Consider the following 12,845-nt stretch of genomic DNA (forward strand, 5'->3'; position numbering starts at 1 on the left):
GCTCCCGCAGCCCCCCGGCTGCGGGAGCGCCCTCAACGCTTCCCCGGCGCTGGACCCAACTGTGCACCTCGCCGATTGACGTTCGATAAACGACCGGTAGCCGCCCTGCCGACCGGCGGAACCGCAGGTCGGAGCCGCCGCACCCGGCGCGTCGTGCGGCGTGCGGGGCCCGGCGCACCACCCTCGCCCGCACCGCAGTGCTTCCGCGCAACCGGTCCAGATCGGCCCATGCATGACGAGTTGGCTGGAAACGGACCCCATCGCGCAGTGATCACGCATATTCTCAGATGCCAGTACGCACACGAGTGTCCGCCGACGACGTGTCGGGGTGCAGGCCGTCCGTGTGGTGCGGGGAGCGTGACGTACCGCCACCGGCAGCCGCCCGCGAGGCTGCGGAGGAGCCGACCGGAGGCCACGGGTGGAAGGGTGCCTCTCAACGTGACGACCGGACAGATATCCGACTCGTTCCCCGTCGGTGAGGACGCCGACGACGACGGACCCGACGTACGGCGGCGCCGCGCAACGCGCGCCCTGCAGGCCGTCGCCTTCGACACCATCGGCGCCGGGTACGGCGAGGCCTTCCCCGCCAAGCACGGGCAGTTGGAGTGCGGGAACCGCCTGCTCGCCGACCTCGAACCGGGGGCCCGGGTGCTGGACGTGGGCTGCGGCACCGGCGAGCCGACCGTCCGCCAGCTGACCGCCGGCGGGCTGCGGGTGACGGCGCTGGACCTCTCCGACGTGATGCTCGACCTGGCCCGCCGCACGCCCCACCCCGGGCCCCACCCGCCCGATTTCCATCGGATCGACCTGTACGATCTGGCCACCCGGCGCGCCGACCGGGTCTGGGGCGTCCCCGGGCTCGGCCCCGAGGGCCGCGGCACCTTCGCCGCCGTCACCGCGTTCTTCTCCCTGATCCTGCTGCCGCTGGACGAGATCCCGGTCGTGCTGGGCCGGCTGCGCGAACTCCTGCGGCCGGGCGGACTCCTGGCGCTCGGTATGGTCGAGGCGGACCTGGATCACGTTCCGCTTCCGTTCCTCGGCAGAGAGCTGCGGATCAGCGGGTATCTGCGGGAGGATCTGGAACGGGTTCTGGTCGCGGCTGGTTTCGCCGTCGAGGATTCCTCGGGGCGTCCGTACGCGCCGGCCAGCACCGCGCTGCCGCCGGAGGAACAGCTGTTCCTGTGCTGTCGACGCGTCGGCTGACCGACCGCTCGACCAGGACGACCGCTCCCCACCGGACCGCAGCTCGACACAGGACGACCAGAACGACCCGCGACCACCAGAACGACCCGCGACCACCAGGACGACCCGCCACGACCAGGACGGCCACCGCCGCCCGCCCGCCGACCAGCACACCCACCGACCACACCGAATCCAGGACAGGCAGCCGTGCGCGACCAGCTCAAGACCGAGGCGGAGCAGCCGCCCGCCGTCCCGGGCCAGCGCCGCCGGGTCCCGGCCCGGGCCCAGGCCCCGGCGAAGCCGCCGACGGCACGGCCGGGGCGCCTCGACGTGGCCGACCGCCTCGCCTACCTCGACGCGGCGACCCGGCGGATCAACAGCGCCCTCGACCTGTCCGCGACCCTGCGCAACATCGGCCGGGTGCTGGTGCCGACCCTCGCCGACGCGGCCGTCGTGCACCTGCGCGACCCGCTGCCCAACGTGGAGCGGGAACCCGGCTTCCCGGACGAGCTGCGGATCCACCACAGCACCGGCACCCGGATCGGCCGCCGCGGCCGCAAGGGCGGCGCGGACGAGCGGCACCGCTCCCGGTACGGCTCCCGCTCCACCGCCGACCCCGGGCCCGCCGTCCCCGTCACCCGCGGCGGCGCGCTCGCGCACACCCTGCTGAGCCGCCGCCCCGCCGAGTCGGTGGTGCTCGGCACACCCGAGGCCGAGCGCGCCGAGACTCTGCTGCGCGAGCTCTACGGCAGTCGCGGGCTGGCCCGGCTGGCCGCCGGCACCTCGGTCCTCGCGCTGCCGCTGCGCGGCCGCAAGGCCGTGCTCGGCCTGCTGGTGCTGATCCGCCGTCCCCCTGAACGCACCGGCCGTCCGGCCTTCGACGCGGCCGACACCGCGACCGCCGCGCACCTGGCCACCCAGGCCGGACTGGCCGTGGACACCGCGCTGCGGTACGCCCGCGAGTGGGAGATAGCCAACGAACTCCAGCGCAGCATGCTGCCGTTGCGGCTGCCGCAGCCGCACGGCGTCCGGCTCGCCCAGCGCTACCTGCCCGGCGAGCGCGGCGCGCAGGTCGGCGGCGACTGGTACGACGCGGTGCCGCTGCCCGGCAACCGGATCGCCCTGATCGTCGGCGACGTGATGGGCCACTCGCTCACCTCGGCCGCCATCATGGGCCAACTGCGCACCAGCGCGCAGACCTTGGCCGCGCTCGACCTGCCGCCGCACGAGGTGCTCTACCACCTGGACGAGCAGGCGCAGCGGCTCGGCCGCGAACAGCACCTGGCGACCTGCGTGTACGCGGTGTACGACCCGATCGCCAACCGGGTGGTGCTGGCCAACGCCGGGCACGTCCCGCCGGTGCTGGCCCGCCCGGACGGCACGGCCGAGTTGGTGGAGCTGGACTCCGGGGCGCCGATCGGGGTCGGCGGGGTGGACTTCAGCTCCGTCGAACTGCCCGCGCCGCCCGGTTCGGCGCTGCTGCTGTTCACCGACGGCCTGGTGGAGACCCGCAGCCGTCCGCTCAGCGACGGCCTCGAGGTGCTCCGGGCCAGGATCGCCGCCGCCCGCTGGCAGTCCCCCGACCAGTTGTGCCAGGAGGCGCTGCGGATCCTGCCGCCCGGGGACCGCGGCGACGACATCGCCCTGCTGGGCGCCTGCTTCGACGGCATCCCGGCCGGGGACGTCGCGCACTGGTACCTGCAGCCGCGCAACGAGACGCCGGGCCGGGCGCGCCGGCTGGCCGCGCACACGCTGCGCCGCTGGGGGCTGGACGAGCTGAGCGGCGCGACCGAGCTGATGGTCAGCGAGCTGGTGACGAACGCCGTCCAGCACGCGACCAGGCCGATCACCCTGAGCCTGGTGCGCACCACCCGGCTGCGCTGCGAGGTCGGCGACGACAGTCCGCTGCTGCCGCGCCCCCGCCGCACCGGTCCGGAGGACGAGCGCGGGCGGGGGCTGCAGATAGTGGCCCGGTGCGCGGACCGCTGGGGCGCCACCCGGCTGGGCACCGGCAAGGTGGTCTGGTTCGAGCAGCGGCTGCCCCGGTAGCCGTACGCCCGGCGGGGGCGATCCCGCCGGGCGCGTGCGCGCCGTCCTGCCGCGTTCGGGCGGGCCGGTGCCTCGCCTGCCGCGCTCTCGGCCGACCGGCGCGCCGCCCGCCGCGCTCGTGGCGGCCGGCGGCCGGCGGCCGGTGCGTCGCCCGCCGCGCTCTCGGCGGCTGGTGCGTCGCCTGCCCGCTCCCGGGCGGGCCGTCACACTCCGGCGGGCTCCTTCGCCGGCTGCTGCTCCAGTCCGGCGATCAGCTGCTCGCCCTCCATGTCGACCCTCGGCACGACCTTCTCCAGCCGCTTCGGGAACCACCAGGCGGCTTCGCCGAACAGCGCCATGGCGGCCGGCACCAGCGCCATCCGCACCACGAAGGCGTCCACCAGCACGCCCACCGCGAGGGCGAAGCCGATCGGCTGGACGATCGGGTCGTGGCCGAGGACGAAGGCGCCGAACACCGAGATCATGATCAGCGCGGCCGCGGTCACCACCCGGGCACCGCCCTTCACCCCGCCGACGACCGCCTCGCGCGGCGCCTTGCCGTGCACGTGCTGCTCCTTCATCCCGGAGACCAGGAACAGCTCGTAGTCCATCGCCAGTCCGAACAGCACGCCGATCAGCAGGATCGGCACGAAGCTGACCACCGGCCCGACCTTCGGCACGTCGATCAGGCCGTCCAGCCAGCCCCACTGGTAGACCGCGACCACCGCGCCGAGCGAGGCCCCGATGCTGAGCAGGAAGCCGAGCACCGCCTTGAGCGGCACCAGCACCGAGCGGAAGGCGAGCGCCAGCAGCACCAGGGCGATGCCGACGATCACGGCGACGAACGGCGGCAGGGCCTGGCCGAGCTTGGTGGACACGTCGATGTTGGCGGCCGTGGTGCCGGTGACGGCGACGTCCGCGCCGGTCGCCGACTTGAGCCCGGCGCGCTGGCCGCGGATCTCGTCGACCAGCGCCCTGGTGTCCGCGTGGTCGGGGCCGGTCTTCGGGATGACGGGCACCAGGGCCGTCGCACCGGTCCGGTCGGCCTGGGGCGGCAGCAGCGTTGCGACACCCTTGAGGGTCTGCAGGCTGCCGGCCACCGCCTGCACCGCCTGGTCCGGCCGCGGCGCCTCACGGGCGTCCACCACGACCACCAGCGGCGCGTTGAAGCCCGGCCCGAAGTGGCCGCTGACCAGGTCGTACGCCCTGCGGGCGTCCGTCCCGACGGCCTGGGAACCGCCGCCCGGCAGGCCGAGGTCGAGGCTCGCGGCGGGCACCGCGAGGGTGCCCAGTCCGGCCAGGCCGACCAGCAGCACCGGCAGCGGGCGGCGGACCACGAAGCGCGCCCAGCGCTCGCCCATGGTGGTCCCGCCGTCGGCGGCCCGCGCCCGCTTCCACACCGGCAGCCGGTCGATCGCGCGGCCGACGAAGCCGAGCACCGCGGGCAGCAGGGTGATCGCGACCAGGACGGCCACCACCACCGCCCCGGAGGCGGCCAGCCCCATCGTGGTGAGGAACGGGACGCCGGCCACGGCGAGCCCGGCGAGCGCGACGACGACGGTCAGCCCGGCGAAGACCACGGCGCTGCCGGCGGTCGCGGTGGCGCGGGCGGCGGCCTCCTCGGGCTCCAGGCCCTCGTGGAGGTGGCGGCGGTACCGGAAGAGGATGAACAGCGCGTAGTCGATCCCGACGGCGAGACCGACCATCAGGGCCAGCACCGGTGCGGTGGTGATGATCTCGAAGCCCCCGGTGAGCGCGAGCAGGCCGGCCATGACCGCGCCGACGCCGGCCAGCGCGGTGAGCAGCGGCAGTCCGGCGGCGACCAGGGTGCCCAGGGTGATCACCAGCACCACCCCGGCCACCACCAGGCCGATCGCCTCGGTGCCGCCTTCGACCTGGGCCAGCCGGTTGTACGCGTCGCCGCCGAAGGCCACCTCCAGCCCGGCCGAGCGGGCCGGTTCGGCGGCGGCCTTCACGGCCTCGCGCTGCTGGTCGGTGACGTCGGCGAGCTTGCGGTCGAAGGAGACCAGCGCGATGGCGGCCTTCCCGTCCGGGGAGACGGCGCCGGTCGCGTACGGGTCGGGCACCGCAGCCACGCCCGGGACGCGGGCGATCCGGGCGACGGCCTCGCCGACCGCTGCGCCGGCCTCGGGCGTCCTGACGCCCCCGGCGCCCTCGGTGGCGAAGACGACCTGGGCGGAGCCGTGGCCCTGCTCGGGGAAGGTGCCCTTGATCTTGTCCAGGGTGGTCTGCGCCTCGGTGCCGGGCACCTTGAACTCGTCGCTGGTCTTGCCGGCGAAGGCCCCCGCGGCTCCGCCGACCGCGATCAGCAGGGCGATCCAGACGGCCAGCACGGCGCGTCTGCTCCGGAAGCAGTGGCGGCCCAGCCGGTACAGGTACGTGGCCATGGGTTCCCTCGGTCATCTCGTCGGACAGGCGGCTGCCTGGGCGGACGCCTCCCACCGTAGAACGAAGTTGGTCGAGTGACAAAGTTGAGCGACAAAATCGAGTGACATGGTTGTCCGACCGTGGCGCTACCCTGGCTGAATGGCTCATGTCCCCGCCTCCGAACGCCGACCGCAACTGGTCCAGGCCGCGATCGACCTGATGACCCGGGAGGGCGTCGCCGCCGGCAGCACCCGCGCCATCGCGGCCGAGCTGGGCGTGGCACAGGCGACGGTGCACTACACCTTCGGCACCAAGAAGGACCTCTACCGGGCCGTCGTCGAGCAGCTGAAGGCCGACTTCGTCGCCCAGGTGCGCGCCGCCTCCCCCGGGGACGGCTCCTTCGGCGAACAGGTCCGCACCCTGGTGCACGCGCTCTGGGAGGCCACCACCGGCGAGCACGGGCGGTGCGTCCTGCTGAGCGAGTTCGGGGCGCTGGCGATGCGCGACCCGGACCTGCGGGAGATCATGCTCGGGCTGCAACTCGACATCGAGGGCACCGCCACCGAGATGCTCACCGCCCTCGCGGCCGCCCACGGCCTCACCCTCGCCAGGCCCGCCCGGGAGATCGCCGTCCTCTTCCTCAGCGGCTTCGACGGGCTGACGACCCGCCACCTCACCGTCCGCCGGCCGGGCGACCAGCCGGACCCGGCCACCCTGGAGGCGCTGGACCTGCTGGTCGCGACGACGGTCGGGCTCTGCCTGGGCACCCCGGCGGCCGCTTAGCGGCCCGGCGGGGGAGGCGGCCCGGGCCCGGCGCCCCGTCCCGTCCCGCGTCCCGGCCCGTCCCGCGTCCGGGCCCGTCAGGAGACGATGCGCACCGGCAGTTCGGCCAGCACCTCGCGCAGCGCCGCCGCGAAGCGCTCGTACTCCGCGCTGCGCGGCGAGCCCGGCCGGGTGGCCAGCCCGATCCGGCGCCCGGGCGCCGGCGCCGCGAAGCGGACGACGGCCAGCCGGTCGGTGCGGCCGGCCTCGACCTCCAGGGCGGTCGCGGGCAGCAGGGTCACCCCGAGGCCGCCGGCGACGAGTTGGACCAGGGTGGACAGTCCGGCCGCGCGGGTGGTGGAACCCGCCGGGTCGGTGCCGACCTCGCGGCAGATGTCCAGCGCCTGGTCGCGCAGGCAGTGGCCCTCCTCCAGCAGCAGCACGTCCAGGTCGAGCAGCACGTCGCGCGGGACGTCGGTCCGCCCGGCGAGCGGGTGCCCGGACGGGGCGACCAGGACGAAGTCCTCGTCGAACAGCGGAATGTCCCGGGTCTGCGGGGCCCCGCCGGCCGGCAGCGCGAGCAGCAGCACGTCCAGGCGCCCGGCGGCCAGGCCGTCCAGCAGCGAGGGGGTGCGCTCCTCGTGGACGTGCAGCTCCAGCTCCGGGAACCGGTCGCGGACCAGCTTCAGCACCAGCGGCAGCAGGTACGGCGCCACCGTCGGGATCACCCCCAGGTGCAGCGGCCCGGTGAAGGGCCGGCGGGCGGCCTCCACCTCCTCGGTCAGCGCCTGGAGCGAGGCGAGGACCCGACGCGCGTGCCGGTGCACCCGCTCCCCCAGCGGCGTGATGATCACCTTGCGCGTCGTACGCTCGACCAGTTGCGCGCCCAGCGACTCCTCCAGCGCGGCCACCGCCCCGGACAGCGCCGGCTGGCTGGTCCCGGTCGCCGCGGCGGCCTCCCGGAAGTGCCGGTGCTCGGCCACCGCCACGAACGCCCGGAGCTGCGCCACCGTCGGGGTGCGCGGGCCGCCCCGGCCTGCGGCACTCGCCACTGACTGCTCGGCCTTGGCGGCGGTGGGCCTACGGGCGGCGGGCCGGGAGGCGGTCGGTTCGATACTGATAGCAATCTCCGATCAGACACCTCAAGTGTAGCCAATTCCGCTATCAGTCCACGGCCGACCGCTCAGCACTGCACCACAGCATGGTGGTACTGATCCTCCAGATTGAGGTCGAGACGCTCCTCGACCGACCGGCCGTCCCGCTGGACCGCCACCCGATAGGTGCCCTGGAGGTCCCTCGGGATGGCGACGGTGTAGACGGTGTGGACCACGCCGTCGACGGGGATCGAGAAACCCGCCAGGACCGGGACGTCCCGGCCCTGGCAGGAGAGATGGTCGACCGTCTCACCGTTGGCCATCAGCATCACCGACCAGTCCTTCTCGAACAGACCGGCACCGATGAAGGTCCCGACCCCGGGGGTCGGCCGCTTGGCGATGTCCGCGAGCGGGACACAGCCCCGGGCCACCACGCTCTCCGAAGCCGTGCAGATGTCCCCGCTCTTCTCCGCCTGCCAGATCAGCTCCGGCCCGTAGCCGTTGCTGAACCGGAGTTGGGTGAATGCGTCACCGGCAGGTGCCGTCCCGTTCTCCTTGGCCGTCTGCAGGATCGATTGCCTCGACCGCTCCGACAGTGTCGGAGCGGAGGCCGGCTCGGAAGTCGCCGCAGCAGTCGGCGCGGAGGTCGGCGCTGCGCTCGCCCCGACATCGCTCTGCCCGGACACCGTGGTGCACGCGCAGGCACCGAACACCAGGCCGACGACTACAGCGCGAAGCCTTGCGGATAAGCCCGTCATACAGCTCATCATCCCAACGTCCAGTGCTGGGCTGGTACTGGCCGGGCGCCCAGGTTGGTGAAGCCGGTCGCGTCGTCCTTCAATCCGCTGACCTGCACCCCGGGCAGGGGTTGGGCCTGGACCCGCCCCCGCCCGGCAAACGACAAGGCGGTGCCCCGCCTCCCCGGCTGGGAGACGGGACACCGCCGGGTCACGCTCAGACGCTCAGCACGGCGCGGGCGAGCCGACCTTCTCCAGGTTGAGGTCGAGACGTTCCTCGGCTTGGTGGCCGTCCCGCTGGACGACAACCCGGTACTCGCCCTGGAGTTCCTGCGGAATGACGACGGTGTAGATCGTGCGGGGGATGCCGTCGATGCGGGTCGAGTACGCAGCACGGACCGGGAAGTCGCGGCCCCGGCAGACCAAATGGTCGACCGACTCGCCGTTCGCGATGAGCGTCACGGCCCAGAACGTCTGTCCGTGGTCGCTGAACTGCCCGCCTCCCATGAAGACGTCGACCCCGGGGACGTGCTTTGCCGGAATCGACGCGAGCGTCGCGCACGTGGTGCTCGGACCGGCCATCTGTGCGGTGCAGATCTCACCGGTCCTCTCGGTTCGCCAGATCAACTCGGGCCCGTAGCCGCCGTCGTACTCGGCCAGCGAGAACTCACCGCCCACCGGCATCCTGCCGGCCTCCTCGGCCATCCGGACGACCTGGCGCTTGATGCTCTCCGGAAACGTCGGCCTCGGAGTGACCCCTGCGGCATCCTTCACGGTCGACGTCGAAACGCTCGGCGAGGTGGGGGAAGGCTCGGCGGCAGAAGAGCCGCCTCTCGTGACGTCCGACGACGCCCCCTCTCCCCCGGACACCCCACTGCACGCGCAGGCTCCGAGCACCAAGCCCAGGAGAACGACACCGAACCTCACCGTTGATCCCCTCACGTCGACAGCCATCCTCTCCTCGACCGGATTTCGCTGCCCTGAACGCGCGCCCAGGGCGGCGCGGAACTCCTACGTGTCGACGGCCTCGGCCGGCGCGTGGTCATGGACGACCCGGTTCCAGCTGAGGAACTGGTGTTGCCGTCGTCCTGCATGGTCGCCCACGCACCTGGGTGGTTCGCGGTGTTCGTCGACCATGCGACCGGGCCACTGCGCAGCGAGGTGAGCACCAGGTTGCCGTCCGGCTGCATCTTTTGTCAGCTGGACGCTGTTGGAGCGGATGGACCCACCCGCGTTGAGCACGAAGCCGGCGCCCATGGTCCGGTTGGCAGCCGGGTTGGTGATGCGATCAACCCCGCGTCGGGACACTGATAGCTCCACCCGATCAGTCCGAGCGCCTTCTGCTATTTCCCTGATCAGTCCACGATGTGGAATTGTGGTCACCGTCCGCAATCCGGACAAACCTTCCCACCCTTACCCAGGAGAGCACACGCATGCTTACGATCGGTGACCAGTTCCCTGCTTGGGCCCTCAAGGGCGTCGAAGGCCCGTCCGCTGACAAGCTGGAGATCAAGGACTACTCGTCGGAGGACCAGAAGGGCTGGAAGGTCGTCTTCTTCTGGCCGATGGACTTCACCTTCGTCTGCCCGACCGAGATCGCCGCGTTCGGCAAGCTGAACGACGAGTTCGCCGACCGTGACGCCCAGATCCTCGGCGTCTCCGGCGACTCCGAGTTCGTCCACCACGCCTGGCGCCGGGACCACAAGGACCTGGGCGACCTGCCCTTCCCGATGCTGGCCGACGTCAAGCACGAGCTGATGCGCGCCTGCGGCGTCGAGGGCGAGGACGGCACCGCCCAGCGCGCCGTCTTCATCGTCGACCCGAACAACGAGATCCAGTTCGTCATGGTGACCGCCGGCTCCGTCGGCCGTAACCCCAAGGAGGTCCTGCGGGTGCTGGACGCCCTGCAGACCGACGAGCTGTGCCCGTGCAACTGGAACAAGGGCGAGGACACCCTCGACGCCCAGGCCCTCCTGGCGGGCTGACCCATGGCCCTCGACGACCTGAAGGCCGCCCTCCCGGACTACGCCAAGGACCTCAAGCTCAACCTGGGCTCGGTCATCGGCAACTCCGACCTCCCCGCCCAGCAGCTCTGGGGCACCGTGCTGTCCTGCGCGATGGCCACCCGCAGCCCCGGTCTGCTGCGTGAGCTGGAGCCCGAGGCGAAGGCCAACCTCTCCCCGGAGGCGTACACCGCCGCCAAGGGCGCGGCCGCGATCATGGGGATGAACAACGTCTACTACCGGACGCTGCACCTGCTCTCCGACAAGGAGTACAGCACGATGCGCGCCGGCCTGCGGATGAACATCATCGGCACCCCGGGCGTGGAGAAGGTCGACTTCGAGCTCTGGTGCTTCGCGGTCTCGGCCATCAACGGCTGCGGCCAGTGCCTCGACTCGCACGAGGCCGTCCTGCGCAAGGCCGGCGTCGAGCGCGAGGTCATCCAGGCCTCGCTGAAGATCGCCGCCGTCCTCCAGGCCGTGGCCGGCGTCCTCGACTCCGAGGCCGCCCTCGCCGCCGTCAACGCCTGACGCACCCGGCCACCCGTACGACGGGCCCCTCCGCCTTCCGGAGGGGCCCGTCGGCGTTTTCCGGCTCCCGGCCCTCCCGGCTCCGCTACGGTGCCAGGCGATCCGTGCACGGAATTCGGTCCGGGAGGGAGCCGGGGTGTCCGACCACTCGGAGGGCGGCGGGGGGTTCCAGGTCGACCCCGACCTGCTCCACCTGGCCGCCGACAGGGCCGCCGCGACGGCGGGGCAGCTCCCCGGCCACGCGCGGGCCGTCCTCGACTCGGCCCACCGGACCGCCGCCGCTCTGCGCGGTCTCCACTGCGGCGCGGCGCTGGACGACTGCGCCAACGCCTGGCACGCACTGCTCGAGGAGCTCCGGACGGCCATGAGCGGACACGGGAGCCGTCTGGAGGAGGCCGCCCGCCGGTACCGGGGCGCCGACCGACGGGTCGCCGCCCGGTTCGGCCCGACGGCGGCCCAGCAGCGGGACTTCGTCCGGCACTTCGGGTAGCGGGCCGCGACCGTGGATCTCGCGACGCTGCGCGACACCGATGTCGCCGCCCTCCACGCGGCCGCCGACGCGTACGACGGACTGCGCGCCGCCCTGGGGCAGCACCTGGAGGACTGGCGCGGCGGAGTCGACCAGCCGCTCGCCGCCTCCGGCTGGGCCGGACCGGCGGCGGACGCGGCGACCCCGTCCCTGGCGCTCGCCGCCGGGGAGTTGAAGGCCGCCCAGGCCGAGGTCGGACAGCTCGGCAAGGTCCTGCGCGCCGGCGCGGATGCCGTGGTCCTCGCCCGGTCCGAGCTGCACAGGGCCCTGGAGGACGCCCGGACCGCCGGTATGAGCGTCACCGAGCACGGCGCCGTCATCTGGGAGCCGGCCCCGTACGCCGACCGGCACGACCCCGATCACCGGAGCATCGACGAGCGGACCGCCACCGCGCTCGCCGCCCGCATCGCCACCGCCCTGGCCCGGGCCGACGCCGTCGACCGGGCCCTCGCCGCCCGGCTCCGGCACTACACCGCCCGCGCCCTCGACGGCACCGGCCTCGATCCCGACTCCGCCGCCCGGGACCGGCTCGACCCCGGCCTCGGCGTCCCGGCCCTGCTCCGGCTCGCCGTGCCCCCGGACGACGCCCCGCCCACCGAGGTGTACGCCTGGTGGAACGGCCTGCCCGCCGGCGAGCAGCAGCTGCTGATCACGGACCACCCGGAGCTGGTCGGCAACCGCGACGGCATCCCCGCCGCCGCCCGCGACCGGGCGAACCGGATCCTGCTGCCCCGGCTCCTCGCGACGTACCAGGGCCACCCGCCGCCGCTCTCCGACCGGGACCGGCTCAGACTCGAGGGCTTCCGCAGGATCAGTGCGCGGCTGGCGGCCGCCGAGGGGCAGGACCCGCCGGTCCTCCTGCTCGGCATCGGCGAGGAGGGCCAGGGCCGCGCCGTCCTCTCCTTCGGCGACCCGGACACCGCCCGCGACGTCACCTCCCTGGTCGGCGGCATGGGCACCGAACTCCAGCGCATCGGCGGCGGCGACGCCGACCGGGCCAGGGCGGTGTACGACGCGGCCCGGCGGGCCGACCCCACCCGCAGCACGGCATCCATCGCCTGGCTGGGCTACGACGCACCGCTCGGCCTCGACGTCGCGTGCCGGACCGCGGCCCGGGCCGGAGCCGACGCCTACCACCGCTTCCTCGCCGGCCAGCGCGCCACCCACCAGGGAGCCCCGGCGCACGTCACGGCGCAGGGCCACAGCTACGGCTCGCTCGTGGTCGGCCTGGCCGCCCAGCGCCCCGGCGGCCTCCCGGCCGACGACATCGTCCTGGTCGGCAGCCCCGGCACCGGAGCGGATCACGCCTCGGACCTCGGGGTGGGCGCGGACCACGTGTACGTCGGGGCCGCCGCCCACGACCCCGTCTCCTGGGCTCCCGACCCGGCCGCCCTCGGCCCGGCGGCCCGGCTGCCCCCGAACGCGCGCTGGTACGGCCCCGACCCGGCGAGCGCCGAGTTCGGTGCCCACCGCTTCGCCGTGGCCGACGGGCCGCTGGGCCGGGTCCGGGACGGCCGCGGCGACCGACCAGGCGAGGTCGCGGGTGGTGGTCCCGGTGCCCGTCACCACGTCGCCCCCGGGTGCGCGCGGGCCA

At 73.8% G+C, this 12,845-nt stretch carries 11 protein-coding genes; 7 read left to right on the top strand and 4 right to left on the bottom strand.

Annotation, left to right across the window (positions count from 1 at the left end; translation table 11 throughout):
* Positions 1 to 438: 438 nt before the first annotated feature.
* Both ABT247_RS25600 and ABT247_RS25605 read left to right on the top strand, forming a co-directional pair.
* Positions 439 to 1,203: a class I SAM-dependent methyltransferase gene (locus tag ABT247_RS25600; protein ID WP_350746375.1), complete on the top strand. Its 765-nt coding sequence runs from the start codon at positions 439 to 441 to the stop codon at positions 1,201 to 1,203.
* 186 nt (positions 1,204 to 1,389) lie between these two features.
* A complete protein-coding gene (locus ABT247_RS25605; RefSeq protein WP_350746378.1) occupies positions 1,390 to 3,231 on the top strand; it encodes a SpoIIE family protein phosphatase in 1,842 nt (613 codons plus the stop codon).
* A gap of 203 nt (positions 3,232 to 3,434) precedes the next feature.
* On the opposite strand, the gene ABT247_RS25610 is transcribed toward ABT247_RS25605, so the two are convergent.
* Entirely contained in the window at positions 3,435 to 5,618 is a 2,184-nt protein-coding gene (locus ABT247_RS25610) for an MMPL family transporter (protein ID WP_350746381.1), read from the bottom strand.
* Positions 5,619 to 5,757: 139 nt separating this feature from the next.
* Between ABT247_RS25610 and ABT247_RS25615 the strand changes: the two genes are divergently transcribed.
* Positions 5,758 to 6,381 carry a TetR/AcrR family transcriptional regulator gene (locus ABT247_RS25615; protein WP_350746384.1) on the top strand — a complete coding sequence of 208 codons (624 nt, stop codon included), beginning with the start codon at positions 5,758 to 5,760 and terminating at the stop codon, positions 6,379 to 6,381.
* Positions 6,382 to 6,458: 77 nt separating this feature from the next.
* On the opposite strand, the gene ABT247_RS25620 is transcribed toward ABT247_RS25615, so the two are convergent.
* The 3 genes from ABT247_RS25620 to ABT247_RS25630 form a co-directional block, all read right to left on the bottom strand.
* Positions 6,459 to 7,412: a LysR substrate-binding domain-containing protein gene (locus ABT247_RS25620; protein ID WP_350746387.1), complete on the bottom strand. Its 954-nt coding sequence runs from the start codon at positions 7,410 to 7,412 to the stop codon at positions 6,459 to 6,461.
* 131 nt (positions 7,413 to 7,543) lie between these two features.
* A complete protein-coding gene (locus ABT247_RS25625; RefSeq protein WP_350746390.1) occupies positions 7,544 to 8,212 on the bottom strand; it encodes a hypothetical protein in 669 nt (222 codons plus the stop codon).
* Positions 8,213 to 8,416: 204 nt separating this feature from the next.
* Positions 8,417 to 9,145, bottom strand: a complete 729-nt coding sequence (locus ABT247_RS25630; RefSeq protein ID WP_350746393.1) for a hypothetical protein — start codon at positions 9,143 to 9,145, stop codon at positions 8,417 to 8,419.
* A 479-nt stretch (positions 9,146 to 9,624) separates the two neighbouring features.
* Here ABT247_RS25630 and ABT247_RS25635 point away from each other — a divergent pair, with 479 nt between their 5' ends.
* From ABT247_RS25635 to ABT247_RS25650, 4 genes are all read left to right on the top strand, one after another.
* Positions 9,625 to 10,176, top strand: a complete 552-nt coding sequence (locus ABT247_RS25635) for a peroxiredoxin (RefSeq protein ID WP_350746396.1) — start codon at positions 9,625 to 9,627, stop codon at positions 10,174 to 10,176.
* 3 nt (positions 10,177 to 10,179) lie between these two features.
* Positions 10,180 to 10,722: an alkyl hydroperoxide reductase gene (locus ABT247_RS25640; RefSeq protein WP_350746399.1), complete on the top strand. Its 543-nt coding sequence runs from the start codon at positions 10,180 to 10,182 to the stop codon at positions 10,720 to 10,722.
* A 136-nt stretch (positions 10,723 to 10,858) separates the two neighbouring features.
* Positions 10,859 to 11,212: a WXG100 family type VII secretion target gene (locus tag ABT247_RS25645; RefSeq protein WP_350746402.1), complete on the top strand. Its 354-nt coding sequence runs from the start codon at positions 10,859 to 10,861 to the stop codon at positions 11,210 to 11,212.
* Between the two features lie 12 nt (positions 11,213 to 11,224).
* Positions 11,225 to 12,845, top strand: a 1,621-nt coding sequence (locus ABT247_RS25650; RefSeq protein ID WP_350746405.1) for an alpha/beta hydrolase, incomplete at its 3' end; no start/stop codon positions are given.

Source organism: Kitasatospora sp. NPDC001539 (genome assembly GCF_040298565.1).
Taxonomy (GTDB): domain Bacteria; phylum Actinomycetota; class Actinomycetes; order Streptomycetales; family Streptomycetaceae; genus Kitasatospora.

Excerpts from the sequence above, each read along its gene's own strand:
- ABT247_RS25610 (WP_350746381.1), bottom strand. The coding sequence starts at position 5,618 with ATGGCCACGTACCTGTACCGGCTGGGCCGCCACTGCTTCCGGAGCAGA.
- ABT247_RS25615 (WP_350746384.1), top strand. The coding sequence starts at position 5,758 with ATGGCTCATGTCCCCGCCTCCGAACGCCGACCGCAACTGGTCCAGGCC.
- ABT247_RS25625 (WP_350746390.1), bottom strand. The coding sequence starts at position 8,212 with ATGACGGGCTTATCCGCAAGGCTTCGCGCTGTAGTCGTCGGCCTGGTG.
- ABT247_RS25630 (WP_350746393.1), bottom strand. The coding sequence starts at position 9,145 with ATGGCTGTCGACGTGAGGGGATCAACGGTGAGGTTCGGTGTCGTTCTC.
- ABT247_RS25635 (WP_350746396.1), top strand. The coding sequence starts at position 9,625 with ATGCTTACGATCGGTGACCAGTTCCCTGCTTGGGCCCTCAAGGGCGTC.
- ABT247_RS25640 (WP_350746399.1), top strand. The coding sequence starts at position 10,180 with ATGGCCCTCGACGACCTGAAGGCCGCCCTCCCGGACTACGCCAAGGAC.